The following is a 25724-nucleotide window of genomic DNA, read 5'->3' as shown; positions in this document are numbered from 1 at the left end:
TTTTGTCCTGATCGATATATGAACTCATTTTATGGACTCCTTGTACGTGTTTTCATTTGTCTCTTGTGCTACAAGATGGAGTAATTCATCGCGATTTATTTTTTCATATTCCTGTTCTCCAACAATAACCCCCTTGTTCATCACAACTATCCGATCAGCTATTTCTATCAACTCGTCTATATCTGTCGCAATGATGATCGCAGCCTTATCACCGATGTTTTCTCGCACATACTCGCCTATATCGTGGCGAGAACGTATATCAACACCCTGAAAGGGCTCATCAAAAATTACGAGATTATATTTTTCAAGCAACCACCGCGCAACAACAACTTTCTGCTGATTTCCACCAGAAAGACTTGATATTTCTGACTCTGTCCCCTCGCACTTTATCCCCATGGATTTTATCATCGATTTTACTTTTACTTTTTCTGCTTTAGTACTAACAATTCCGATTTTTTCAAATATTCCAAGAAACGGAAGCGTCATATTTTGGCGAATGTTAAAGAGCGGAATCACTGCATTTTCTGCCCTATCCTCAGGAACATAGAAAATCCCCGCGCGCACAGCCTCATAGATCGTCCGGGGATTAACCACCTTACCCGATAAACGAATCTCTCCTGAAACGGGCTGCTTTATTCCGAAAAGCACTTGAGCAAGTTCTGTCTTCCCCGCTCCGATCAAACCAGTGAGCCCCAAGATCTCTCCCTTGCGAATCTTCAGATTGAGCGGGGGAATTCCCTCGGCAACTACCAATTCTCTCAGTTCCAACTGCAGGTTTGTTTCTTTCAACTCCCTGTCTCGTTCGGCCAAGGCACTGTGCTTGGGAATCTCCCCAACCATGGCAGTAACCATGTCCTTGACGAGGAATGGTCGATGTAACGTCTTTGCCATCTTTCCATCACGAATGACAATAACCCGATCAGCCAGCTGGTTTATTTCATGCAAACGATGCGAGACATAGAGAATGGAAACCCCCATCTCCTTGAGACGCCCAAGCATGGCAAAAAGTCTCCCCGCCTCTCTCTCGGAGAGTGACGATGTTGGTTCATCCAGAATCAGAAGCTTGGGCTTGTTGGCAAGTGCCCTGGCAATAGCTATCATCTGTCTCTCAGACTGGGAAAGATCACTCACAGTTTTCTCAAGATCGATCTCGAGTCCCATGGTGGTTGCAATCTGGCGAGCTTCATCGCGAAGCTTGTCCTTGTCGTAGAAAAGCGGCAATTCCGGACTGAGAAGTTTTGCCAGCGTCAGGTTTTCAAAAACCGTCATGGAAGGGACAACACCTTCATTTATAATCTGGTGGACCGTGGCAATCCCGTTTTCATACGCTGCCTTTGGCGTATGAAAATGCACCTCTTTTCCTTCTACCAGTATCTTCCCCTCGTAATCGGCATGATATCCGCAAATTATCTTGATGAGAGTTGATTTCCCTGCACCATTTGCCCCCACAACCGCAAGGAGCTCACCAGCCTTAAACTCCACCGAAACGGAATCCAGCGCCCTTGTCGCTCCAAAGCTCTTGCCAATATTCTGAACCTCAAAAAGAGCATTTCCATCTTTCATAACAGACTCCTTACGCCCTATCTGTCAAAATCTCGTGCAGAGAGTTCGCCCGCAGAAAGAGCACACTACGCCATAACGATCTGGCGATGTTCCGGCTGGTTTATTCTGGTAGTTACTGTATCAGTCCTGGTGTCCCCTCTTTCGACAGGACACCAGGATACACGAAATAAGGACTATCTTCGCAAGATCTCTAACGCGGCATCCAGGATGAACGAGCTGCACTTGAGGTGGCAAAGGCGGGGAAAGCCTTCATGATGTCCTCCATATTTTGCGCTCCAGCCTCGATCAGCATCTGCGATGTGAAAATCATGGGCTCCACCAGGACATCCTGTGGTACGCGCTCGCCTGCCATCAACCGAGCCAGGGCCCTCACCGAAACGGCACCCATCTCTGCGGGGTTTACCGCTGAGGTCATTACCCACGGGCTGTTTGGCCGAGTCATGATCTCAATATCCTGAGTGGAGATATCAATGCTGTAGACCTTCACATTATCACGCCCCATCTCTTCAAGGGCCAGAACTATTCCTTTGGCAAATTCGTCATAGGGAGCAAGGTAGGCACGAATATTCGGATTTGCCCGCAACACAGCCGTTGCCTGAGAGGCATTCTGAACCGAGATGGGAGATTCCAGCGTTCCTGTCTGCGCTACAATCCGGACCCCACTCTCCCGTTCTACAACCTCCTGAATCGGACCATCTCGCCTGTCCAGGGGAAGAATCCCCGCAACGCGAACGTAGGCCATATCCACCTGGCCGTTAAAGTCTTCCACGATCGCTTCGATAGCGTTGCGCCCGTGTTGCGGATCATTCTGTGCAATCTGCGGAATGCGAGGATTCTCCAGATCCACATCAAAGGCCACAACGGGAATTCCTGCGTCCAGAGCCTGCTGGGCAGGACCAACCATCGTTTCAGTAAGACCGTGCTGAATCACGATCCCGTCCACACCAAGGTTTATTGCCTGACTCACGGCGTTTGCCTGAGATTGCGCATCGTTATGTCGCCCCAGCAGAGTAACGCGCATCCCCAGTTTGGCAGCCTGAGCCTCTACCCCTGCCCGGTACATCTGCATGAATTCACCCTCTTGCAGATAGCTGATGTGAGCAATATGCAACTGTCGCCCGGTACTTCCGTCAAAAGGGGCAGGAGCCCCGGGGATTTCGGTGACCGGCCCGCGTCGGGACTCTCCGGCCCCTCCGGCAAAGAGAAGACCCGATCCGGCAATCAACAAGGTCACAACTAACGCTTTCCTTAATCGACCCATGGAAACCTCCTTAGTGTATCCCACATTTCACAATGTGATTCTGTGTGGTTTTAAAACCGGTTTTCTGTATAATTGCCGGTTTATCGTGTGAATTTTAACTCGGCATTTGCTTCATGTCAAATTATATTTTTATTTTTTATTTTTTTGCCTGATCATGTGGTTTTTTTGTTATCCCTCCTCAACATTACTTCCTGCGCCGCCCTGGCCAGAGCGTCTGACCCACTACACTCCCCCTCAATTGCCCGGGTAATCTCACTGTAGAGAGGAGCCATCAAGCTTCCCAGATTACTCAGATGAGGGAGTAACCTCGCTCTTTCCAGAAGCCGCTCCTGAGCTGGAAACCAGGGGCATCGACGACGAAGGTCCTCATCCCCATAGGTAGACCGTCGTACAGGACTGCCGGCATAGACACCAATCAGACGATCCGTCTCGCGTGAACTGAGCCAGGCGAGCACATCAACAGCCTCGTCTTTCCTCTGGGACCCTGCCAGTACACCAAAAGACCAGGTAACATTCCAGGGATGATTCGGGGTCACAAAGAAAAAGGCCTCTTCTTTCACATGCTGCTCCGTCACAATTACCCCAGCCTGCCCTCCCCAACTTAACCCAAAAGAAACTTCACCCCTCCGCAGGGCACGGGCAACCTCCTCGTTTCCAAAAGGTTTGTGAGATGAAGAAAGATATTTTGTTAAATCGAGATAATACTCGAGCGATCTCCGCCCAGCATCATCGGCAAAAAGAGGCTCTCCGCTCGAACTGAAACAGTCACCTCCAAAGGCATACAGATAGGGGAGCCAGTCCAGAAAAACCTCACCTGGAGAGATCTTCATCGCCAAAGGTGCACGATAGGAACTTTCACTTTTCTGTATCAGCTCTGCCAACTCCAGATAACGTCGTGGATCGCAGAGATCTTCTTTTCTCAATAAATTCGACACCTCTTCCCGAGCATAGAGAAGGTGCCCATCGGTGAAGGATGGAACCAGCCAGGAGTTGCCCTGGTAGGACATTTCAGAAGCAACCGAGGGATGAATATCTCCCGGATCGTAGGCCGGATCGCGGAGCGCCTGATACGAATCAAGCGGCGCAAGGTATCCCTTGGTCACAAACTCTGCCAACCATACATGCCCGGCCACCATTACCACGTCATAGTCCGGCCGGGCTTTCCTGACTTCTACAAAGAGTCGCTCAGCGTACTGATCCCAGGGTAAAATATCAAAGTCGACCGAAACACCCTGACGCTCCTGGTACTTTCTCAGTATCCCAAGCTCCGGATCAACATAGCCGTGTACAGCGGGATCTCCCACCGCAAGAACTTTTACCGACATACTGCACCTCCCCCTGTCCAACTGCTTCACTTTTCGTCAGAAACAATAAGATACTCTGCGGTTTCTCTATCTGTTATCACCCCGTGGACAACGCCTCCACGCAGAAGTCCCCGCAGGGCCACCCTTTTTTCTTCTCCAAAAGCCATCACCACAATACAGGACAGCCGCCTGATCTCTTCCCATCTCAAGGATATGACCTGATCCTCAAAAGACATCGGCACGTGCTGACCCTGACAATCAAAATATCGCATGAGGATATCCCCCACAGCACCCTTGGCCCGAATCTCTTCCATCTGGAGGTGCGTTATGTATCCTGACTTGGTCAGACTCGAGTCCTCCGAAACATTCCCGACTCCCACCAGCGCGAGATCGACCTTGAGCGCATTCGCCAGGCCTGTGTGGATCAGTTCTTCCTTCATCATGACTTTTCTTGCCTCTTCGTTTTTCAGAAAAACAGGCAGAGGAATACTTTCAAGCGGCACGTTCAGCTTTTCTGCCAACTGCCAACTAACGCTGTAGGGAAGATGGGGAGCCAAATACGTTCCGGCCAGATCGTTTATCTTGCAGTCGAGCCGGGGATGAGCTTGCTTGATATGGGGAAGAATAGAGTTTACCGTTCTGCTCCAGGCAACGCCAATCCTCCACTTGGGACGAGTTGCCATACAGAGAAACTCAGCCCCCGCCTTGCCGATCACCCCCAGTGTTTCATCATAGGACTCCATGGTGGGCACAACTTTTGTCGTATGGAGATTAAACTTCCTTTCCAGCTGCAGCGAGAGCTCATAATCGACGGGAAGAGGTTTTTTTATTGTGATTTGAACCAGCCCTTCATCTTTCGCCTTCTTCAGCATCCGTGTGACAGACACACGAGACACCTCAAGCCGCTTTGCGATTTCTTCCTGGGTCAGTCCCTTTTCATAATAAAAATGAGCCACTGCTAATAATTGCTCTTCCCTGTATCTCGGCATATTTTCTCCTAAAGGTTTTCCAGCATGCGAAGGAAGTACCTGCTGTTTTCGACCAAATCAGGACCGTGGCGATGAAGCCCTCCACCAATAAGAAGGACGAAGTCCTTTCCGTATACTTCAATCATCTCCTGCGCTCGGTCAGTGGTCATTCCACCCCCGGGAGTCGGGAAAATTGATTTTATTTCCCCCATGGCTTCGCTACATCCACGAGCAATCCCCTGACATTCCTCTTTGCTAAACGAAAATCGCCCTCCGTAATTTGGAAAGACTGTGGCATCTGCCCCGGCTAACCTCATCAACTGGCCAAAGAGCGCATAATGGCTCAATCCATTCTGGTCCGAAGTAACATAGCTTCCCAGAAAAGCGGGATGCGCCATAATTGGCAAAGCAAAGTCATCGTTTTCCGAGAGATATCGCACAACGTCTAACCCGACAAGCCCGGGACACAGAAGAAAACCACCGGCCCCTGCTTTCTTTGCCTTTTCAGAGCGCTTCTGGATTTCTCCGTAGGGAGCTGTAACGTTTGGCATGTAGATGGACTTGAATCCTGTTTTCGCATTTGCCCGCGCCACGGCATCGGAACACCGCGCAACTCTCTCATCAAAGGAACAAAATTTCTGGTCCGCAAGACCGTGATCGTCCTTAATGATATCTATTCCGCCCAGGGCAAATTGATACGCTTGCTCGGCTACTGCCTCCGCAGACAGTCCCATTGGCTTGAGAGCCGTGCAGATGAGAGGCCGATCTGTGACTCCCGTCAAGGCTCTCAGACCATCCTGACCGAAACGGGGCCCGCGAAGCGTGTTCAAATATGAAAGGGGCGGAACGATTCTCTCTACCCGCACACCGGGCTTGATGCTGATATTTCCAAATACCACATTCAAAAACTGAACCAGATCTTCCCCTGCCGTCTCCACAGCATAGCTAATAAGAGCCTGGTAATAGTTCGGTCCAGACTGGGTAAAATCTTCCAGACGCCCCACCACTACATCGGGAATATCACCCGCCGGAAGGAGATCAGGTGGAAACTCAACGGTCTGTTCGTGCCGTATATGCTCTGCCCTCTCCCTGGCCTCAGTCTCAGTTCCGGCTATTCCGTATATCACCGAAAATCGCTCTCCGCTCAAACCAGGCACACGGTATGTTGCCATCACAGGGCCTCCTCTTTCGCAAGACTATGAACAGCTTCTATTCTCGCACCCTGCAGGTCTGCCTCGGTTATCTCCAGGGTTTTGCCAATTACCTTTTCTACCGCACCGACCAGGGCCAGCGCATCTATTTCGTAAAAACGGGATAAATAGGATCGCCCGCCTCCGTGGGCAAAGGTATCTTTCAGACCCAGCCGAGAGACCTTTGCAGAAACCCCGCTCTCAGCGACAACCTCAGATATTTCGCTCCCCAGGCCGCCGATGATCGAGTGATTCTCCATAGTTATGATCCCGTACCGCGCCTTTTCCAGCGAAGGAAGGAGCTCCTGCCCATCAAAGGGTTTGTGCGTCGAAACGTGGAGATGTTCAACAGAAAGACCTCTTTCTTTGAGAACACTCGTTACTCTCATGGCTTCTTCAGTACATATCCCCGAAGTAACGATCGTTACATCGTCTCCTTCCGAAAGAACTCTGGGTTTTCCCAAAACAAAGGGATCATCTGCACTGAAAAGCCTGGGGATTTCGCCCCGGAGCATGCGTACATAAACGGGACCAGGATCATCAATAACAGAATCCAGAATAGTTTCGACCTCCGTCGCATCACCAGGTTCAAGAACTGTCATGTTCGGGATCGCCCTCATGACGGCCAGATCTTCGATCGCCTGATGAGTCGCCCCTCCCGGGGTTGTTATTCCAGGAAGAAAGCCAAAAAATTTCACCGGGAGATTCGAATAAGCCACAGAGTTGACGATTTGGCTCAATGCCTGTCTATAGATAAATACCGAAAAAGTATGAATAAAGGGGACATACCCCTCCCTGGCCAATCCTCCAGCAAAACTAATCATATTCTGCTCTGCAACACCAAAGGAGAAAAATCTTTCGGGATACCTATCACGGAACAGATCTATCTCTGTAGATCCTGTCAGATCAGCGGACAGAACTACCACTTCTGGGTGTTTATCTGCCCATGCGACAAGATTTTTTGCGTGGACCTTACTGAGAATTTCCATGTTTATAACTCCTCCGTGCCTATCAAGAGAGATTTATACTCGTCTTTCTCTTCCTGGGAAGTAAAGCGAAGATAATGAAGCTTTGGTGTTCTCTTTTCAAGAAGCGGAAACCCCCTGCAAGGGTCGGTGTAGCAGAGAACAAAAAGAGGTTTCCCCTGTCCGATAGCAGACCCCGCTTCGACAAGTGCATCGATATCGTGACCATCGACGGTAATCGCTCTTCCACCGAATGCTTCGATGCGACTGGCAAGGGGCTCAATGTTCATGACAGACCTGGTTGTTCCATCACACTGCTGGCCGTTCACATCAACGTAGACACCCACGTTATCCAGGGCATAGTGAGAAAGCGTCTGTATCGCCTCCCAGGTCTGCCCCTCCTGGAACTCCCCATCGGAGAGAAAAACCCAGTTCCGTCCCGTTTCGCCCCGGATCTTTCGGGCCAGAGCGATACCACCGGCCTGGCTGAGTGTCTGCGCAAGACAGCCCCCCATGAGCTCAAACCCGGGTGAGTGTTCTGCACCTATCATTTCTACCGTGCTTCCATCCTGATTAAACCTGTCGAGTCCCTGTTCTCCCATTCTTCCAAACTCGATAAGCGCTGTATACAAAACCAGAGCGTAGTGGGCCGGACTCAGAAAGAACCGGTCCAGATCTGGCTGTATTGGCCCATTGTAACTCCCCCCCGATACCCGTTCCCCTTTTCCGGAACCGGGTACGCCAGAAAAATCGGGTGGGTCCAGGTTTCCCTGGCTGGGACCAAGTCGCATGACTCGTACATACAGGGCTGAAAGAATTTCAGCTGCTGAGCAGGCTTGGCTCAAATATCCGCCATTGTTCCGTACGACATGCTCGAGGACTCTTCGCCGTATTCCTTGCGCATGTTTTTTTATTTTCTCTTTCTCTTCCACCATAACGCTCCTCATGATTGGTGCCTGGTTCTCTTCCACATCTTTTTTATCAGGCTACGATAGAATTCCCGAGATGTCAAATTGTTCTTTAAAGAACATATGTACACTTTGACTCGGTATCTATACCGAACCTGGTTGTTTTGACTGGTACGCCCCAAAAAATCCTGCATTGACGGAATCAGACGAGAGGACTAGATTCTGACCATGGATCTTCCCGGGGAACTGCAGGAGCGCGAGAAGGAACTATCCTGCATCTACAGGGTTGTACAAAGTCTTGGCCTCCAAAACCCTCTGGAAAAAACCCTCTCCGACGTTGCCCGCTCTCTCCACGGAGCCCTGACCCATCCCGAAAAGATGACTGCGGGAATCCGCCTGGACACCAACGAGGCCTGGTATCCTTCGGATCATCCGGAACCTGAAAACCGTCACATCACGCCGATCCTCTCGGGCAATCAGGCCGTCGGGGAAATTATCATAGTCTGGGAGCCCGATCTTTCACTCCTTCCCCAGGAGGTGCAGCTCGCCGAATCGGTGGCAGCACTTCTGGCCCATAACGCAGAGCAGCGCCAGACAGAGGCCGAACTGAGGAAAGCAATAGACGCAGAAAACCGGAAAACCGTAGCTCTCGCAGAGGTTCTCCTCCAGATAGAGGAGCAGCACCGGCNCAGCCAGGCCGATCTGCAGCAGGATCTGCAGAGCAGGATCTTTCCTCTCCTCTCCCGGCTGGAGCACCTGCTCGCGGGGGCTGCAGAAAGAGCTCTCCTGGAGGCACTCCGTAACAGTCTGCTGCAATGCGGGGCCTCCCGCAGTTCCCGTCATCGGGAGCTTTCGCTNCACCTGAGCCCGCGGGAGCAGGAAGTTGCTCATTTGATCGCATCGGGTCTTTCCACAAAACAGATAGCCCAGGCCCTGGGCATCACCGGTTCCACCGTGGAACGTCATCGCCATAATATCCGGAAAAAGGCCGGCATCTCCTGCGAGGGAATACACCTGGCCTCATTTCTCAGAAACATGACAGATCCCCCTGTTATCGGTGCGCCCGAAAGCGCATCTCCCTGACTCCCCACACGCCCCCCACAGCTGAAACGTCTCCGAACATCCTCCGAAAACGCGCGCTTTCCCCTCAACACAGATGATCCATTGCACTAACCTTGTATAAACCATGTAGATTTATTCCAAGGTTTTTGCTGGTTGAATGGGTGAAGTTCCGGACCTACACTATGTCCGGTTAATAGCTCATTGTCCGCGCCCAGAGGGAGCCGATCGCCACGGCGGTCGGCTTTTTTCCATTATACGGACAGCAAGGAGGTTCCACATGACTACAACCAAGAATATTCACCTTTCGCCGACAGACCATCAGAAGCTCTCGGGCATTCTCAAATCCATGAAAGCCAAGGGGAACCTGAAAGCTCTTCACCTCAAAACCCTGATGGCCGAACTCTCGGAGGCGGTAATCGTTCCCGAGGGACATATACCCGAGCACATCGTTGGCATGGGCTCCACCGTGGAATACTTCAATCCCCTCTCAAAAACCACCGAGAAGGCACGCCTGGTCTTTCCCGTTGAAGCCGATGCAGAAAAACGAAACATATCGGTTCTGGCCCCCCTGGGTGCAGCCCTGATCGGTGAGTCTGCAGGGACCAAGGTGCAGTGCCAGGCCCCGGATACAACCTGGGTTGTGGAGATTATCTCGGTCACCCATCAGACAGAAAACTGATTCCCCTCAGAAACCGGTCCAGCCCCCCTTCGGACCGGTTTCACCGGCGGTGGCGCCGGAAAGACTCCCCCGTTCTTTACCTTATCTTTTTTATAATGTATTATCTTCTCCATGAGTACACCAAATCCCTCCGAACCGTTTCAGGATTTTATTACCCGCTTTGAAACCCGTCTGAGGGGCCTCTTCTCAACGAGCTACACCGAAAAAACCGCTCTCACACCGGGAATGCCTCCGGGATTCATCGAGGCGGTACTGGACACGCGACCGCTCTCGGTTTTCATCCCCTCCTCGTTCGGGGGAAGGAGTCAGACCGAGGAAAAAGATCAAAAGGTGTCAGAGACGCTGGCCATGCTGGAAACCGCATCGTACCACTCGCTGCCGCTCTCGCTGACCCTGGGGATAAACGGGGCTCTTTTCCTGCAGCCCCTCTCCAGGTACGGTGATCCCGAGGTTCAGAAATCTGTTTTTTCACGATTCATGACCGAACCGGTCCTGGGGGGGCTCATGATCACCGAACCCCTCTTCGGATCCGAGGCACTTCAGATGCAAACCCGCTTCAGCCGCGGCGAGGGTGGCTTCCGTATTCAGGGGACAAAACACTGGGGCGGGCTCACGGGTCAAGCCGACTTCTGGCTTCTCACAGCCCGTGGCGAAACTCCCCGGGGGGACCTGGAACGGAGTATCAGTTTCTTTGTCTGGGAGCGCTCCTTCGGGGGTATCACCGTGGAAGAACGCTATAATAATCTGGGTCTTTCCATGATACCCTACGGGAGAAACCTGATCGACACGGTGATTCCCGAACCAAACAGGCTGCACTCACCGGGCAGCGGCCTGGTAATGCTTCTGGATCTTCTCCACCGAAGCCGCCTGCAGTTTCCCGGCATGGCTCTGGGATTTCTCCGCAGACTTCTGGACGAGGCGATCGAACACACCCGGAACCGCCACGTGGGCGGACGTTCGCTCCTGCAATACGACCAGGTCCAGGAGAGACTTGCGAAACTTCAGGCGTTTCACACCACAGCCTCGGCCCTCTGCCTCTACAGCTCCGAAGTTGCCTCCGTGAGCAGGGACTGCTCCGCCGACGGAATCGCGGCCAACGCCGTGAAGACCGTCGTAACCGACATGATGCACCAGGGTGCCCAGTCACTCCTGCAACTCTTCGGAGCAACGGGGTACCGCAGGGACCACATCGCCGGGCAGGCTCTGGTGGATAGCCGTCCCTTTCAGATTTTCGAGGGCTCCAACGACATTCTCTACCACCAGATCACCGACGCTGTACTCAAGAGTGCAGCAAAATCGGGAGAGCACCAGCTGGGGTCGTTCCTGAAGACCTTCCCGCTTACCGCTGCGGCTGCTCCGATAGTCGGGCAAGCCCTCAATTTCACCCCCTCGCCCGGCATGGACCAGCGAAAACGCGTCGCNCTGGGTCGTGCCCTGGGAAGAATCGTCTGTCTCAATCAGGTTCTGCTCCTGGGTGACCGTGGCTACCGGCCAGACCTGATCGATAACGCCGGGGTAATACTGAAGGAAGAAATCATGACCCTTCTGGCAGTCTACGCAGGGAAGACCAGAACCACCGTGGTTGAGGAGTATCACCAGGGCAGTAACTGGCTCGACTACCTCTGACCCCGATCCTGATCCGGTAAATCCGGGCCTCCGGAGCCCCGGGGGACGAAACTCCGGGAGAGCCTTCCCTGTCGGCCGCTTCAGGCGAGGCCCATATCCTGGCGGATCCTCCCGGCCAGGGCGTCCCAGGCCTCCCGGAGCGCTCCCAGACGGTCTACACAGTTCTGGTGGTCTCCCTTTCGTGCGCTCCGTTCCAGTTCCAGGGCAGCGCAACAGAGCATCTCTCCCCCCAAATTTGCGGAGGCTCCCTTGATCGTATGGGCCTGACGCAGAATCGACTCGTAATCCCCCGTCTCCAGGGCCGTTGCAATCTTTCCGATCAGCCTGGGGGTATCTTCCAGAAAGGCCAAGGCGATTGTTCTGGCCAGCTCCTCATCGGCCATGACCCTCACAAGAAAACCCTCGTAGTCAAACACACACTGTGACGATTCGTCTGTCATATCCTTCCCTTTTTTACCACGCCGATTTTGTACATCCTGGCCCGCAACGACCTACCCTCTTCCGAAGAAGGATTACTCCGACGGAGAAACAGCCAGGGAGCTCCGAAGGTTCCGGATCTCCTGGACACTGAACTGAGCCCCCACCCGCTGAATCACCTCTTCTGCCAGGTAGCCCGCAATTTTTCCGCACTCCACCGGTGTTGCTCCCGCCACCAGACCCGCGAGAAATCCCGCGGCGTACATGTCACCGGCTCCGGTTGTGTCCAGGGCCTGGACAGGCTTTGCCTCGACGGCCCGGACATTCCCATCAGCCACAAGAGAACCCTCTTTCCCGGTCTTCAAAGCCGCCAGAGACACTTTCTCCGCCAGAGCCTGAACCATCTCCCGGGGATCTCCCTGGCCCGGATCTTCTCCAAAAAGGATTTCTGCCTCCCGGCGGTTTGCAAAGACAACGTCGACGGAATGATCCAGCAGATCAAGGAAATCCTCACGGTACCGCTCGACTGCAAAGGGGTCGGCCAGGTCGAAGACAACCTGCCCCCCGGCCTCCCGGGAGATATCTATGGCCCGTCGAATGGCGGCTTTCTGGGATTCCGTATCCCACATATACCCGGTAAAGTAGAGATATCCTCCGGCCCCGGCGCATTGCCCCAGCAGGTGTTCATCCAGGTCTGTCACCGAAAAGGTCTGACACATCCCAAGATGGGTGTTCATTGTGCGTTCGCCGTCNGGAGTTACCAGGATAATGCTGGAACCCGTGGGCCCCGCTCCTTCTACAAGCCGTGATGTTATTCCGTAGGAGAGCACCTGTCTCCGGTAGATATCCCCAAAATCATCGTTGCCGATCTTGCCGGAAACCGCAGCGGGAACACCGAGCCCGGCCAGGGCCAGAAGGGTGTTGGGAGCCGATCCTCCGGGACGATACTCCGGCAGAAGCCCCTCAAAATAATGAAGAATCTCTTCCTGTCGCTCCTGAGAGACCAGATGCATGATACCCTTGTCCAGGCCAAGTGCCGCCAGATCCTGATCGGAGACCCGAAATACCAGATCAATCAGGGGATTTCCAATACCAAAAACTGAGACCATGAATATCAGTATAGGCTAGAGTTTCTTGCCCATAAAGAGCATACGCGGCTCTTCCGGCAAAATACCGCGGCAAACCTCGTGGGTGAACCCGTTCTTGCGGTAAAACCCTGCGTTCCGCGCCCCCTCACTGGTGACCAGATGAAGCCCCCAGGCATCCCCTGTAGTGCGCAGGGCTCCTTCCAGAGCCTCAATCAAGCGCCCTCCAAGACCCTTGCCCCGGCTTTCGGCAGCCAGATTGATGTGAAGATGGGCCGGATACTCCCCGTAGAGGTCATCAAAGAGCGGGATATGATCGGCGCACCGGTAGAGTTCCTGGTGCTGCCGGGTATCGGCAAGGCCACAGATATACCCGAAGACCTGGTGATCCGAAAAAGCACAAAAAAAGAGTTCCGGTTCACGTTCCATGTAGTAGGAGAAATATTTGTAGATGAACTCTTCCCGCTCCGTTTCGGAGGAAAAGTCTTTCACCTCGGCGGTATCCCAGAAGATCCCCCGGGCACCCTCGCAGAGACGCCTCCGCTGATCGGGCCCGACATCGCTCAGGGAGTGAATTACGATATCCATAGCCGGGGATTTTACCACAGATTCGGGAGAGCGTGATACGTCAGTTCAGGAAAAACAGCCCCGCCACAAAGAATCTGGAAGCAAAAAAAAACCGCCGGCCCGGGAGCAGAAATACTCCCCGCCGGCGGCTGGAACCAGGGGCCGGAGTACTCCGGCCCGGACCGCATCAGGTCTCGTCAGAGCNATCCTGGTCGTCTTCCTCACCGTCCGCTTCATCGTCCTCGATAAAACGTCCGTCCTGGGGACCACCCGGATTCAGATACTCCAGATACGAAGTATCCTCACCCCCCGCCTCGACCCTCTCGGCCTTCTCGCGCTTTTTGCGCTCCTGCTTCCGTTTTTTATTCAGCTCACGGCGGCGTTTTTCCCCGCTATAGTTATTACGCGCCATTCAGCTCAGTAATCGCCGTAACCGCCACGACCACCGCCGTAGCCGCCACGACCACCGCCACCGCCGTAACCGCCACCACCGCCGCCACCGCGACGACCTTCGGTACGGGGCTGAGCTTCGTTCACACGCAGGGGCCGACCATCCAGGTCGGAACCGTTCATCTGCTCGATAGCAGACTCGGCTGCACTATCATCTTCCATTTCCACAAACCCGAAACCCCGGCTGCGGCCGGTATCACGGTCCATCACGATCCGTGCATCGGTCACGGTGCCAAAGTTGGCGAATGCGGCTCGCAACCCTTCTTCTTCGGTGCGAAAACTCAGGTTGCCTACGTACAATGTCTTGGACATTTGGATCCTTCCTCCTGGGAGAACAGTAACTGAATCCGGTTGATTCTCACGACGAAACTGCGTCTGAGGCACGCCGGGGACTACCATCCACCCCTTCATAAAATAATCGGTCCGTCGTGATCAGTCGGTAGGGGAGTTTATCTGAAACAAGGCAGGTCAACGTATCCATCCGATTCTTCCTACAGCCGGAACCATTTGCATTGTGGTTCCTTTTCATCTGTTTGGCAAGGGTTTTTTTCCAAATTGTGGCTTTCGGGCCCCTTTTCTTTCCTCTCTTCCATGAATCCTGGCCTGGATCCTTGCGCAACTCCCTTCAGGGGTCNTCGCCGAGGCTCGTACGCCCCCGCAGGCTCCGGGCAAGGGTCAGGCGATCNGCGTACTCCAGGTCCGCCCCCACGGGAAGCCCCAGGGCAAGNCGGGTTACGGAGACTTCTGTCTGCTCCCTGAGTTGCCTGGCAACGTAGAGCGCCGTGGTGTCTCCCTCCACGGTGGGGTTGGTTGCAATGATCACCTCCCGGACTTGTCCGTTCCGGGCTCTCTGCAAAAGGGAAAGGATAGCGAGATCNCCCGGTCCGACACCCTCGATCGGGGCGATCACCCCCCCCAGAACGTGGTAGATCCCCTGGAACTCCCTGCTCGCCTCCATAACCGCCACGTCCTGGGGCTGTTCCACNACGCATATTGTTGCGTGGTCCCGCCCGCGATCACTGCANATGGGGCAGGGATCTTCCTCGGTGAAGGCCCCGCAGAGGGAGCAGGGACGAATCGCCTCGTGAAGACCCTGCAGGAGATTTCCCAGGCGCTGTGCCTCCAGGGCCTCTCCCGCCAGAAGATGGTAGGCTATGCGGGTTGCACTCTTTTTTCCCAGGCCGGGGAGTCGGGCAATCTCCTGAATCAGGCGCTCCAGGCTGTTCACGGGTCGCCTAGGCTCCGCCGCCGAAGAGGTCTGGCGAAAGGGGAAGCCCCCCCGCCATATCGGAAAACCCCTCGCGAAGCCCCTCCTTGACCCCCGCTACCGCATCGTTGTGAGCAGCCCTGACCAGGTCCTGGAGCAGCGAGAGGTCCTCCACGTCCACCGCTTCGGGGGAGATAGTCACCTGCTGAATCTGGAACTCGCCGTTCATGGAAATTGTTACCATATCACCACCGGCGCTACCCGTGGCGGTGATACTTCGCATTCGCGTCTGGGCTTCCAGCATTTTTTCCTGCAACTGACCCATATTCTTGAACATATCCATCGGGTTCATTTTTGCTCCTCCACAACTTCTCCGCGGAAAACCCGCCGAACCATTTCCAGATGCCGATCAACCGGTTCTGAGCTATCCCGCTCCGGATCCTCTCCCTGAACCACTATCGAGAGCTGCAACCGGGGATCACCAAGAACGGCCCGGGCAGCCTCCTGGACCTCACCACGATCCTGATTCAGGGTATGGGCCCCAAAATTATCACCGAAGCCCAGCACCAGTTTTTCCCCGCTGCGGCTCCAGGAACGGACCCGCATCAGGAAGGCTGCCAGGCTGATCCGGGTGGTCCGNAATCGGGCGATAATCGCCTCGGTCTCCTCCTCGGATATCCCCTGCCGTTCCACCGGTGCGTCCGGGGCATCGCCATCACTCCCACTATTCTCATCCTGGCCAGAATCTCCTTCGCCAGGACGGTCGCTGCGGGAATCTTCCCCCTGTTTTTCGCTCAAGGGCTCATCGTTCGATCGCTGATCAATCGACTGACCATCGCCCGATGGCTCGCCTCCCGNTCGGGGCTCTTCCGGTGTCTGCCCTGCAGGAGCAGGCTTCTCTGTNGGAGCTTCTTCTGGTGTCCCCTCTTCTGCTGACGACACCGTTTCCCGCGACGGCCCCGCCGGTCTATCACCGGNCCGATCNCCGTGATCCCCGGGGGTATCGATAATTTCACAATTGCCCTTCCGGAGATGATGGGCAGCTGAATGAATCAGCTCGTGCTGCAACGCCTCGATNCGGTCAACCAGTTCCCGGGGCGTACAGTAGGCACGAAGATTCGCGAGCCTGCTCACGGCGAGCTCCAGATCAAAACGCTGGTTCACGGAATACCGCACATCCCGGTACAGTTGCAGGACGACCTCGTTGGCCTGTTCCAGTTGTTCCCGGGAAAGGCCCTCCCGCACTTCCGAAGGAATACGGTCCAGGCTGATCCCGAGAATTCCCTCCCGGACAATCCCGTTTCTGATCAGCAAAAGCGTTCGCAGATAATCGGCCAGATCGAGGATAAAACGCTCAACCGAGACACCCGCCAGGAGCGCATCTTCCACAACCTCCAGAGCAACCTGGCCCTCACCGTTCACAACGGCCTGAAGAAGCGCATTGAGGCGCTCCATTCCGAGCAACCCCAGCTTCTGGTGTATCAGGTCCAGTGTTACCTTGTCGCCCGAGAAGGCCAGAACCTGATCGAAGAGCGTGTAGGCATCGCGGAGACTTCCCGTGGCCTGACGCGCCACCCACCCCAGAGCGTCTTCCTCCACCTGCACTCCCAGCTCGCGAGCCGTCGCGGCCAGACAATCGCGAATCTCCTCCAGGGGAATGAGCCGGAAGTTGAACTGCTGGCACCGGCTGCGTATGGTGGCAGGAACCTTGTGTATTTCCGTGGTTGCAAAAATAAAGATNATATAGGGGGGCGGTTCCTCTATGGTCTTCAAGAGCGCGTTGAAGGCGCTGTTGGAGAGCATGTGAACCTCATCGATGATATAGATTTTATACCGGGAACTGTTGGGGGCAAAGAGCACTTCGTCCTTGATCTGCCGGACATCGTTCACACTGGTGTTGGACGCCCCGTCGATCTCGATCACATCCAGGGAATTACCCCGGGCGATTTCCTCGCTTCCCTCCCAGCCATCGCACCCTTCGGCGCCGGGGCCTTCGGGGCAATTCAGCGCCTTTGCAAGGATTCTGGCAGCGCTGGTCTTTCCCACACCCCGAGGTCCCGCAAAAAGGTAGGCCGGGGCGATCCTCCCCGAAGCAAGACTGTTCTTCAGTGTTGCCACCACGAAGTCCTGGCCGATCAGCTGATCAAAGCCACGGGGGCGGCGACGCGTTGCGGTTACTTCATAGCTCATGATCGGTCATCCCCTGGCGGTAAAAAAAACCCCTCCAGCTCCACCCAAGCGGTCTGCGGCACCGCCGTCTNTCACTTACCGCTGCTTCCTTCCGGACCTGACGGGGTTAGGTGAAAACGACGTGCACAGGGCCCGGGCTTCATCACTGAAGGGGCAAAAACGGAGAGGGAGGGATTCGAACCCTCGGTACCCGGTTAGGGTACAAACGCTTTCCAAGCGTTCACCTTCGGCCACTCGGTCACCTCTCCAACAGGATCGTGGACGGCTCCGGAACGCAGAACCGCTACCGGAGAGTGAGGGATTCGAACCCTCGGTACAGCAGAACTGTACAACGGATTTCGAGTCCGCCCGATTCAACCACTCTCGCAACTCTCCTGCGATAACGCAGGGTCCATACTACCCCGAAGACCACGGGATAATCAAGAGCCCCGGCCAACGGGAACGGGCCGTACACCGGAAGATTGTGCCCCGTGCCCCTTCCGGGAGGAGGGAAACACAGACGCCGAACCCGGGTTACCCGAAAAAAAACGGGAGCCACCTCCATGAGGCGACTCCCGTTCAACGCGTGCCCAAGTGGACTCGAACCACCGGCCTTTAGATCCGCAATCTAACGCTCTATCCAACTGAGCTATGGGCACAAAAGAAAACGCCAGGGCGTCTTCAAACTATCAAACAACGGAGGGGGAGGGATTCGAACCCTCGGTACCCGGATAGAGCACAACTCCTTAGCAGGGAGCCCGATTCAACCACTCTCGCACCCCTCCAGATTAACCTGTCGGTTTCCCGGAACAGCCCCGAGGCCACCCCGCAAAACTGTCTGAGACCGGAGAGAGTGGGATTCGAACCCACGGTACCCGCGAGGGCACAACGGTTTTCAAGACCGCCTCCTTAAACCACTCGGACATCTCTCCAGCGAGATCCCTACTATACAAAACCCTGGGATCCCTTGTCAAGAAAGGAAACCCCCTTCCCGGTCTTTCTCTACCCCGNGGCGCTCCTCACTTCAGTCGTCAAGCGCTCCCCGCACCTGCCGTTCCAGGAAGGCCGTGTAGACCTCCCAGGAGTGATATCCGTAATTTCCTGCCATCACAAAGAGCGCGGGCCTGCCCCTCCGCCGGAACCACCGGTACAGAAGGGTATCACGCTCCAGCATCTGGGCTGCCGAGAGCTTGAGCAGCTCCGCCGAGGGGAGCTGGTCTCTCTCGTAGGGGTCAGCTCCTGCCAGGACAAGAACAAAATCGGGAAGCCCGAAGCGTTCCTCCATCTCTTCCAGCGCCCCGGCAAGGCGCGGGACGTAGGAAGACTCATCTCCCTCTTCCAGGGCGAGATCATAATCACCGGGTATCCAGGAAGGATGCCTTCTTCCATCGGGCAGCTCCCGGGGCTGATCCAGAGGCCACCCCCGCGCCATGTGCACACTCAGGGTCCGGATCGTCTCGTCTCCCTCGGTAAGCGCTGCGGTCCCATCCCCCCGGTGGGCGTCTACATCAACCACCCAGGCAGATCCAATCTGCCCCGAAGCCTGCAGAACCCGCAGAGCCACAACCACGTCGTTCACAGGGCAGAATCCGCTCCCGCGGGAGGCCAGGGCGTGATGCATCCCTCCGCCGCAATAAAACCAGAAGTTTTCCGGTCCAGCCACGGCGTAGCGGGCCGCCTGAAGGGTTCCTCCAGCGGCACGAAGACACTGATCGCGCAGATCCCGCAGGGACCGTTCTGCCCGATCCGGATTGTACCGGTGAAAAGAGCCATCGGAATGAACCAGTTCAAAGGTCCGCTCCATCTCCCGATCGCAGCGCTCGTCATCGGCAAGAAGACGCTCCAGGTAGTCTGGGTGGTGAACCAGAGCCAGCTCCTCCCTGGAAAGGGGGACAAGGGGTTCTCTTCGGAGCCATTGATCGCTGCTCCGGGCAAGATCGNCCTGAGCCAGAAGCGCTTTCAGCGTCCTCCCGGCGTTGGAACCGGTAATAGGCACATCAATACCAAAGGAGCTGACAGGGTAAACGGGATCGGTACCACAGAGAATCATCCCGGCAAGGACCCTTCCCCGAGGATAATCTCGGCTATCCGTTCCAGATCATCCATGGAAAGGTAGGATATCTCGATCTTTCCCCGATGTTCCGAACCCGACAGGAGAACCCGCGTACCCAGAACCTGAATGAGTTTTTCCTCGAGCTGACTCATCTCCACGGACTTGCGCGCCCTTCCCGACGCGGAGGACCCCGCTACCGCGCCCCCGGGGGCAGAAGCGTCCCGGGGCGAAGCAGACCACGTCCCTGAAGGCTCGCCACCCCGATCCAGCTCCCGGGAAGCCCTTTCTTCAGCGGTCGCGGAGACCCCGCCTCCCCCGGTCACCTCGCGGTGCGCCTCCTTCAGGGAGATCCCCCGGTTCAGAAGACCCACAAAGCGCTCCAGGTCTCGCACGGAAAACCCCGCTTCCAGGGCGCTCTCGGCCGCCTCCTCGATCGTCACGGAAAGATCTCCGGAGAGAGCCAAAAGCGTCCTGGCGTGACCAGCCGAGAGATCCCCCGCAGAAACACGCTCCTGGACAGAGGGCGGCAATTTCAGGAGCCGCAGACTGTTGGCGATCGCCGGACGGCTCTTTCCCAGCCGACGGGCCAGGAGATCCTGACTGATCCCCGTTCGCTCCATAAGGTCGGCGTAGGCCTGAGCCTCTTCCAGGGGCGAGAGATCCTGCCGCTGGATATTTTCTATTAATGCTATTTCAAGTTTTTCTTCTAAACTAAAGACGCCAGGCAGGAGGGGAATCTCCTCGAGGCCCGCCAGGCGAGCCGCCCTCCACCGCCGTTCTCCCGCAATAATCACATAATCGCCGTCTTCCCGCTGTTCTGCCAGAATCGGCTGGATAACCCCCCGCTCCCTGATCGATTGGGCAAGTTCCTGCAACGCCTCGTGCCGAAAGGTCTTTCTGGGCTGATCGGGGTTGGGGTGTATCCGGTCCAGGGGCACCGTGACCATCGCCGTGGACTCGGGCATATCCCGGGAGAGATCGTTGTTCTGGAGGAGCGCCTCTATGCCCTTACCGAGTCGTCGCTGCGTTGACACGTTGTTCAACCTCCTCGGCGAGCTTCTGATAGCTCCGGGATCCCACGCAGGCGGGATCGTAGAGATTAACGGGAATCCCGTGAGAGGGGGCTTCGGAGAGACGAATATTGCGAGGAATGATGGTGCGGAAGACCCGTTTTCCGAAATAGCCGATCACTTCCTGAACCACATCGTTGGCGAGACGGGTTCGGGAATCGTACATGGTAAAGAGGATACCAAAGAGCTCCAGCTCCTGATTGAAACCGCCCTGGACGCGCTTGATGTTCTGGAGAAGCTGGGTGAGCCCTTCCAGGGCAAAATACTCGCACTGGAGAGGAATAATCACGTTCTGCGCTGCCACCAGCGCGTTCAGGGTGAGAAGACCCAGACTGGGAGGGCTATCGACAAAAATGTAGTCGTAGTCCTGACGCAGGGGTTCCAGGGCGTCGCGGAGGAAAAACTCCCGCCGTTCCTGGTTCACCAGCTCCACGCTTGCCCCGGTGAGCTCACCCCCGCCAGCAATAATAAAAAGCCCCGCCTGGGGCGTCTCCTGAACAGCCTCGGCGGGAGAAGAGGAGCCGCTGATCACCTGATATATCCCGGGGCGGGATCGGTCAGCGCCGACACTGCTGGAGAGGTTCCCCTGGGAATCAAAATCAATCAGGAGGACCTTTTTCCCCATTGCCGAAATCGCAGCCCCGAGGTTAACGGCGGTGGTGGTCTTTCCCACACCGCCTTTCTGGTTTGCAAAGGTGATAACTGTTCCCATGATCGTGGGCCCCAGTATACCCCAAGTCTGTCGGAGTTGTCATGGTATATCTACAGGTATATTTCTTTTTTCATTTACCCTGTAAAAAAATAAGGCTTTCCTGCCGATAGTCTAAGGACAGCAGGAGTTGATAAACGGGAAAATTTGCGTATCCCAATTTTTTACCATAGAGTTAGGACGATGGCAAACAAGGTGATAACTGACGGCGCTGCGTTGCGAAGGTTTCCGAAGGTGGAGTTGCATCGGCATTTAGAGGGAACCTTTGCGTTACCCACGCTTCATCGTATCGCGCTCAGAAACGGGCTGCCCTATCCCGAGGATTTTGCCCGGTTCCAGAAAGAGGTTCAGTTCCCCCGCGATGCCGAACCAGACTTTCTCCTTTTTCTCTCAAAATTCAAAAATGACTGGTATCGGTCTCACCAGGATATACGCGACATCGTCCGGGACTCGGTCCTCTCCTTTGCCGAGGACGGGCTCTTTTTCATCGAACTTCGCTTTTCCCCCGAACACTTCGCCTTCCACAATAATTTCGACCGTCTCGAGGTAACGAAGCTCATCGTGGATGCTGCCAATGAGGCTGCAGCAGAAACGGGTGTCCTGATCCGCTATCTCATTACCTTCAACCGGGCAAAACAGAACCAGTACGAGATGATCTCCCTCTATCGGGAACTCAGGGGCTTGCAGATCCCCGAGATCGTGGGCATAGACCTGGCGGGGGACGAGACAAACTTTCCGCCTCAGCAGTTCACCGAGTTCTTTCAGGTTGTCCGCGACGACGGTGTCTACGGGGCTACCATCCATGCCGGGGAAGTATCCCCAGCTCAACAGGTCTGGGACGCGATCGAGCTTCTCCACGCAGCGCGCATCGGCCACGGAACCTCCACAATCGACGATCCCCTGTTACAAAAACGTCTCATCGAGGAAGGGGTGGTTCTGGAACAGTGCATCACCTCAAACTATCAGACCGGTTCCTGGGCGGACGAGAAAAACCACCCCCTGGGAAGGCTCTTCAGGGCGGGAGTTCCCGTCACGATCAACTCCGATGACCCCACAATCCAGGATACGGACCTCACCGACGATTATGTGAAGGCCTGCACCTACTTTGACCTTACCGTAGACGATCTGGTAACGCTCAACATGAACGCCCTGGATGGAACCTTTCTTCCCGACACAGAAAAGAGCGAGCTCAAGCAGCGGTATCTTCGGGCGGTTACGGCCTTCCGCACGGCGCACAACCTCTAGTCTTTTCGATCAGAACTGTTTCACGTGAAACAAAGGGGGGTGCGCCCTCGTGGTGTGGCCCTTCATCGGTCGGAGTCTTCGATCAAAATTGTTCCACGTGAAACATCCCGAAGTTCCCCGCACAGCGCATCCAGTTTCTCCTGGTCAACCGCCACGCGAAAACGAACGGTCTCGGAAAAATCTTCCTGCCTGATTTCAGCCCCAAAACGGGCCAGAACCATTCGAACAGGATTTTGTAACTCGTAGGAACAGGTAATATCCCGGCAGGAGAGAAACCGGAGGGGTTGGCGTTCAACCAGGGCTAACCCCTGGCGAAGGGCATCGCCGTAGGCACGAACGAGCCCTCCCGTACCGAGCTTTATCCCGCCGTAGTACCGAACCACCGTGACAAGAAGGTTTGTGAGACCGCTTCCCTTGAGAATCTCCAGAACCGGACGCCCCGCCGTTCCCTTGGGCTCACCATCATCGCTCATGCCCCAGAGCTGACTCCCTTCGGGTCCCACAATAAAGGCGTAGACCACGTGGGTTGCTCCGGGGTGTTGTTCCCGACGGAATCGTATCAGCTCCTCCGCCCGGGAACGATCGGCCACACCCTCAAGATCGGTAATAAAACGGGACCGCCGTACCTCGGTTTCCGACCGGACCGGAAAAACGGGAATATCCATGGATGCTCCCCCAAAGAAACCCTAGGCTTCACCCTCGCCCGTGACCGTCCCGGACTCTGCAGAAGCACGCTCGTCAGGATTCTGGGGCTGATCCCCTCCCTCTTCGGCATCGGCATCGATCGTGGCGACACCCACCACGTAATCGGGCGGCTCCACATTCATCACACTCACGCCCCTGGCGGTGCGTCCCTGAACGGAGACATCCTCTGCCCGAAGCCGTACCGTGAGACCCTGAGAAGAGACGGCGATAAACTCGTTCCCCTCCGAGACGGGCAACACAGCAACCACTTCCCCCGTTCCCGGGGTATCGCTCCCTCCGGGTACAACCGTAAAAGCCTTCATGCCCTGACCACCGCGGCCATGGAGAGTAAATTCGGAACAGGCCGTCCTCTTGCCCGCACCGTACTCGGTGAGCAAAAGGACCTGTCCGTCGTCGGGAGCAGCGCAGGCACCGGCTATCTCATCCTGGGGAAGAAGCTTCAATCCGCGAACACCCCCGGTGTTACGTCCCATGGGCCGAACATCGGTCTCGCTCAGACGAAGCCCTCTGCCCTGACGGCTCACCAGAAGAATCGTATCGTTGCCCGAGGTGATCAGCACACTCACCAGCCGATTTCCGTCGTCCAGCTTTACCGCCCGAATGCCCCGCCGACGGGCGTTGATGAAGGCGTTTGCCTTTATCTTGACCACCTGCCCCCGGGCTGTGGCAAAAAAGAGATGGATTGTGGGGTCAAAATCCCGCAAGGGAAGAACCGAGGCGATATCCTCGTCGGCCGATATCTCCAGAAGCCCCTTCACGTGGGTTCCCTTGGCGTGGCGCGAGGCCTCGGGAATCTCGTGAACCTTGAGATAATAGGCCTTGCCCACGCTGGTGAAGAACAGAACGTGATCGTGGGTCGACCCAAGAAACACGTGCTCGATGAAATCGTCGTCCCGAAGGTTGCTCGAAGAGTTGAGCCCCCGGCCCCCCCTGCCCTGGGTCTTGTACGAACTGTAGGGCAGACGCTTGATAAACCCGCGGTGACTCAAGAGAACCACCATGGTCTCCTTTTGAATCAGATCTTCGATATCGATCGCTTCGATCTCGTGGGGCTCTATCCTGGTTCGCCGTTCGTCGCCGAACTTTTCCGCGATTTCGTAGGTTTCGCGCTTGATGAGCTCCCGAATCTTGAGTTCGCTCCCGAGCAATTCCCGAAGATCCCTGATCAGGGCACGAACCTCTTCGAGCTCATCGACGATCTTCTTTGTTTCGAGACTGGTGAGCTTTTGCAGCCGCATATCGAGAATCGCCTGGGCCTGCCGCTCCGAGAGTTCAAAGGTCGCCATCAGGGAGGTTCGGGCCGTCTCCACATCGGCAGCCTCCCGAATAATCCGGATAACCTCATCGATATTGTCCAGAGCGATCTTGAGACCCAGCAGGATGTGTTCCCGCTCCTCGGCCTTGCGAAGATCGAACCTGGTACGCCGCACCACCACCTCGTGGCGGTGCGCAATGAAGTGGCGGACCATGTCGCGCAGGGTAAGAACCTGGGGACGTCCCTCAACGAGGGCCAGGGAGTTCACGTTGAAGTTAACCTGCATCTGGGTATGAGTGAAAAGCTGGTTCAGAATAACCTTTACATTGGAATCCCGCTTCAGCTCTATCACGATCCGCATGCCGTTCCGGTCAGACTCGTCGCGTAAATCGGCAATACCGTCGATCTTTCGGTCTCTCACCAGATCGGCGATTCGGGTGATCAGGTTCGCCTTGTTCACCATATAGGGAATCTCGTTCACCACGATCACATCGCGGCCCCGCTTGCTCTCCTCGATGGTGAAACAGGCCCGGACAACCACCCTCCCCTTACCGGTGAGATAGGCCGACCGGATTCCCCGGTACCCGTAGATGGTACCTCCCGTGGGGAAATCAGGCCCTTTTATGTGTTCACAGAGTTTTTCACCGGAGATATCGGGATCGTCCAGCATTGCTCCCACGGCGTGGGCAATCTCCCGCAGGTTATGGGGAGGAATATTTGTGGCCATTCCCACAGCGATCCCCGACGCTCCGTTTGCCAGGAGAAAGGGAAAAGCCCCGGGCAATACCAGCGGTTCCTCATCGGAATCATCGTAATTAGGGCCAAAATCTACTGTTTCTTTATTTATATCGCGAAGAATTTCTTCGGCAACCTTGTGAAGCTTGGCCTCGGTATACCGCATCGCCGCCGGCGGGTCCCCGTCGACAGACCCGAAGTTACCCTGCCCGTTTACAACGGGATACCGCAGCGAAAAGGTCTGGGCAAGCCGCACCAGCGCATCGTAGACACTCTGATCACCGTGGGGATGAAACTTTCCCAGGACGTCTCCCACGATACGCGCGGCTTTCTTGAATGGCCGGTCAGAACGAAGCCCCATGGAATGCATGCCGTAGAGAATCCGGCGGTGTACCGGCTTCAAACCGTCCCGCACGTCCGGAAGAGCCCGGCTCACAATAACGGACATGGCGTAATTGAGATACGACTCTTTTACTTCATCCTCAATCGCAACGGGTATAATCCGCGCAGCCGCCTGTTTATCAGACACCC

The 25724-nt window shown here is 55.5% G+C and carries 23 protein-coding genes, 5 tRNA genes and 1 other RNA gene; 4 read left to right on the top strand and 25 right to left on the bottom strand.

Features of this window, described 5'->3' with window-relative positions:
* Nucleotides 1-24 precede the first annotated feature (24 nt).
* From B071_RS17095 to B071_RS0110405, 7 genes are all read right to left on the bottom strand, one after another.
* Nucleotides 25-1563 carry a sugar ABC transporter ATP-binding protein gene (locus tag B071_RS17095; protein WP_018527035.1) on the bottom strand — a complete coding sequence of 513 codons (1539 nt, stop codon included), beginning with the start codon at nucleotides 1561-1563 and terminating at the stop codon, nucleotides 25-27.
* A 190-nt stretch (nucleotides 1564-1753) separates the two neighbouring features.
* Nucleotides 1754-2797, bottom strand: a complete 1044-nt coding sequence (locus B071_RS0110430) for a substrate-binding domain-containing protein (RefSeq protein ID WP_018527034.1) — start codon at nucleotides 2795-2797, stop codon at nucleotides 1754-1756.
* Between the two features lie 179 nt (nucleotides 2798-2976).
* The gene (locus B071_RS17090) at nucleotides 2977-4149 is read right to left on the bottom strand and encodes an ABC transporter substrate-binding protein (RefSeq protein WP_018527033.1); all 1173 of its coding nucleotides are present in this window, start codon (nucleotides 4147-4149) and stop codon (nucleotides 2977-2979) included.
* A gap of 26 nt (nucleotides 4150-4175) precedes the next feature.
* Nucleotides 4176-5117 (bottom strand): sugar-binding transcriptional regulator, encoded by a 942-nt coding sequence (locus tag B071_RS0110420; RefSeq protein ID WP_083914843.1) that lies wholly within the window; start codon nucleotides 5115-5117, stop codon nucleotides 4176-4178.
* A gap of 8 nt (nucleotides 5118-5125) precedes the next feature.
* Nucleotides 5126-6268, bottom strand: a complete 1143-nt coding sequence (locus B071_RS0110415; protein WP_018527031.1) for a RuBisCO large subunit C-terminal-like domain-containing protein — start codon at nucleotides 6266-6268, stop codon at nucleotides 5126-5128.
* Complete coding sequence (locus B071_RS0110410; RefSeq protein ID WP_018527030.1) at nucleotides 6268-7275, bottom strand: transketolase family protein; 1008 nt, start codon at nucleotides 7273-7275, stop codon at nucleotides 6268-6270. Before B071_RS0110410 ends, B071_RS0110415 begins: the two co-directional genes overlap by 1 nt.
* A 2-nt stretch (nucleotides 7276-7277) precedes the next feature.
* Complete coding sequence (locus B071_RS0110405) at nucleotides 7278-8042, bottom strand: thiamine pyrophosphate-binding protein (RefSeq protein WP_018527029.1); 765 nt, start codon at nucleotides 8040-8042, stop codon at nucleotides 7278-7280.
* Nucleotides 8043-8387: 345 nt separating this feature from the next.
* Here B071_RS0110405 and B071_RS0110400 point away from each other — a divergent pair, with 345 nt between their 5' ends.
* The 3 genes from B071_RS0110400 (at nucleotide 8388) to B071_RS0110390 (ending at nucleotide 11526) form a co-directional block, all read left to right on the top strand.
* Complete coding sequence (locus B071_RS0110400; RefSeq protein ID WP_018527028.1) at nucleotides 8388-9242, top strand: LuxR C-terminal-related transcriptional regulator; 855 nt, start codon at nucleotides 8388-8390, stop codon at nucleotides 9240-9242.
* A 256-nt stretch (nucleotides 9243-9498) separates the two neighbouring features.
* Nucleotides 9499-9900 (top strand): GreA/GreB family elongation factor, encoded by a 402-nt coding sequence (locus B071_RS17085; protein ID WP_018527027.1) that lies wholly within the window; start codon nucleotides 9499-9501, stop codon nucleotides 9898-9900.
* Nucleotides 9901-10011: 111 nt separating this feature from the next.
* Nucleotides 10012-11526 (top strand): acyl-CoA dehydrogenase family protein, encoded by a 1515-nt coding sequence (locus tag B071_RS0110390; protein WP_018527026.1) that lies wholly within the window; start codon nucleotides 10012-10014, stop codon nucleotides 11524-11526.
* An 80-nt stretch (nucleotides 11527-11606) separates the two neighbouring features.
* Here B071_RS0110390 and B071_RS17080 read toward each other — a convergent pair whose 3' ends face one another.
* The 16 genes from B071_RS17080 to B071_RS0110310 form a co-directional block, all read right to left on the bottom strand.
* Complete coding sequence (locus B071_RS17080) at nucleotides 11607-11966, bottom strand: Hpt domain-containing protein (protein ID WP_040588096.1); 360 nt, start codon at nucleotides 11964-11966, stop codon at nucleotides 11607-11609.
* Nucleotides 11967-12038: 72 nt separating this feature from the next.
* A complete protein-coding gene (locus tag B071_RS0110380; protein ID WP_438829686.1) occupies nucleotides 12039-12956 on the bottom strand; it encodes an adenosine kinase in 918 nt (305 codons plus the stop codon).
* 111 nt (nucleotides 12957-13067) lie between these two features.
* Nucleotides 13068-13616 (bottom strand): GNAT family N-acetyltransferase, encoded by a 549-nt coding sequence (locus B071_RS18560; protein WP_018527023.1) that lies wholly within the window; start codon nucleotides 13614-13616, stop codon nucleotides 13068-13070.
* 396 nt (nucleotides 13617-14012) lie between these two features.
* Nucleotides 14013-14357 (bottom strand): RNA-binding regulator, encoded by a 345-nt coding sequence (gene rbp, locus B071_RS0110365; RefSeq protein ID WP_018527021.1) that lies wholly within the window; start codon nucleotides 14355-14357, stop codon nucleotides 14013-14015.
* Between the two features lie 313 nt (nucleotides 14358-14670).
* On the bottom strand, nucleotides 14671-15273 hold the full coding sequence (gene recR, locus B071_RS0110360; RefSeq protein ID WP_018527020.1) for a recombination mediator RecR: 603 nt from the start codon (nucleotides 15271-15273) through the stop codon (nucleotides 14671-14673).
* A gap of 7 nt (nucleotides 15274-15280) precedes the next feature.
* Entirely contained in the window at nucleotides 15281-15604 is a 324-nt protein-coding gene (locus tag B071_RS0110355; RefSeq protein WP_018527019.1) for a YbaB/EbfC family nucleoid-associated protein, read from the bottom strand.
* Nucleotides 15601-17442, bottom strand: a complete 1842-nt coding sequence (gene dnaX, locus B071_RS0110350) for a DNA polymerase III subunit gamma/tau (protein WP_018527018.1) — start codon at nucleotides 17440-17442, stop codon at nucleotides 15601-15603. The genes B071_RS0110355 and dnaX overlap by 4 nt, the downstream gene beginning before the upstream one ends.
* Before the next feature lie 39 nt (nucleotides 17443-17481).
* Nucleotides 17482-17580: signal recognition particle sRNA small type (gene ffs / locus B071_RS19245), an RNA gene on the bottom strand.
* A gap of 22 nt (nucleotides 17581-17602) precedes the next feature.
* A tRNA-Ser gene (locus B071_RS0110345) sits at nucleotides 17603-17690 on the bottom strand.
* 39 nt (nucleotides 17691-17729) lie between these two features.
* Nucleotides 17730-17817: transfer RNA gene (locus tag B071_RS0110340), tRNA-Ser, on the bottom strand.
* Nucleotides 17818-18006: 189 nt separating this feature from the next.
* Nucleotides 18007-18080 (bottom strand) — tRNA-Arg (locus B071_RS0110335).
* A 38-nt stretch (nucleotides 18081-18118) separates the two neighbouring features.
* Nucleotides 18119-18206: transfer RNA gene (locus B071_RS0110330), tRNA-Ser, on the bottom strand.
* A gap of 60 nt (nucleotides 18207-18266) precedes the next feature.
* A tRNA-Ser gene (locus tag B071_RS0110325) sits at nucleotides 18267-18353 on the bottom strand.
* Between the two features lie 92 nt (nucleotides 18354-18445).
* On the bottom strand, nucleotides 18446-19471 hold the full coding sequence (locus tag B071_RS0110320; protein WP_018527017.1) for an arginase family protein: 1026 nt from the start codon (nucleotides 19469-19471) through the stop codon (nucleotides 18446-18448).
* Nucleotides 19468-20508, bottom strand: coding sequence for a ParB/RepB/Spo0J family partition protein (locus B071_RS0110315; RefSeq protein WP_018527016.1), 1041 nt, complete (start codon nucleotides 20506-20508; stop codon nucleotides 19468-19470). Before B071_RS0110315 ends, B071_RS0110320 begins: the two co-directional genes overlap by 4 nt.
* A complete protein-coding gene (locus B071_RS0110310; protein ID WP_018527015.1) occupies nucleotides 20483-21256 on the bottom strand; it encodes a ParA family protein in 774 nt (257 codons plus the stop codon). Before B071_RS0110310 ends, B071_RS0110315 begins: the two co-directional genes overlap by 26 nt.
* Before the next feature lie 180 nt (nucleotides 21257-21436).
* Here B071_RS0110310 and add point away from each other — a divergent pair, with 180 nt between their 5' ends.
* Nucleotides 21437-22498: an adenosine deaminase gene (gene add / locus B071_RS0110305; RefSeq protein ID WP_018527014.1), complete on the top strand. Its 1062-nt coding sequence runs from the start codon at nucleotides 21437-21439 to the stop codon at nucleotides 22496-22498.
* 62 nt (nucleotides 22499-22560) lie between these two features.
* Here add and B071_RS0110300 read toward each other — a convergent pair whose 3' ends face one another.
* Nucleotides 22561-23163 carry an IMPACT family protein gene (locus B071_RS0110300; RefSeq protein WP_018527013.1) on the bottom strand — a complete coding sequence of 201 codons (603 nt, stop codon included), beginning with the start codon at nucleotides 23161-23163 and terminating at the stop codon, nucleotides 22561-22563.
* A 21-nt stretch (nucleotides 23164-23184) separates the two neighbouring features.
* Nucleotides 23185-25722 (bottom strand): DNA topoisomerase (ATP-hydrolyzing) subunit A, encoded by a 2538-nt coding sequence (gene gyrA / locus B071_RS0110295; protein WP_018527012.1) that lies wholly within the window; start codon nucleotides 25720-25722, stop codon nucleotides 23185-23187.
* Nucleotides 25723-25724: the final 2 nt, after the last annotated feature.

Source organism: Alkalispirochaeta alkalica DSM 8900 (assembly GCF_000373545.1).
Lineage (GTDB): Bacteria > Spirochaetota > Spirochaetia > DSM-27196 > Alkalispirochaetaceae > Alkalispirochaeta > Alkalispirochaeta alkalica.
Note: the sequence above shows the minus strand (reverse complement) of the source record. Positions and strands in the feature narration are given on the sequence as shown.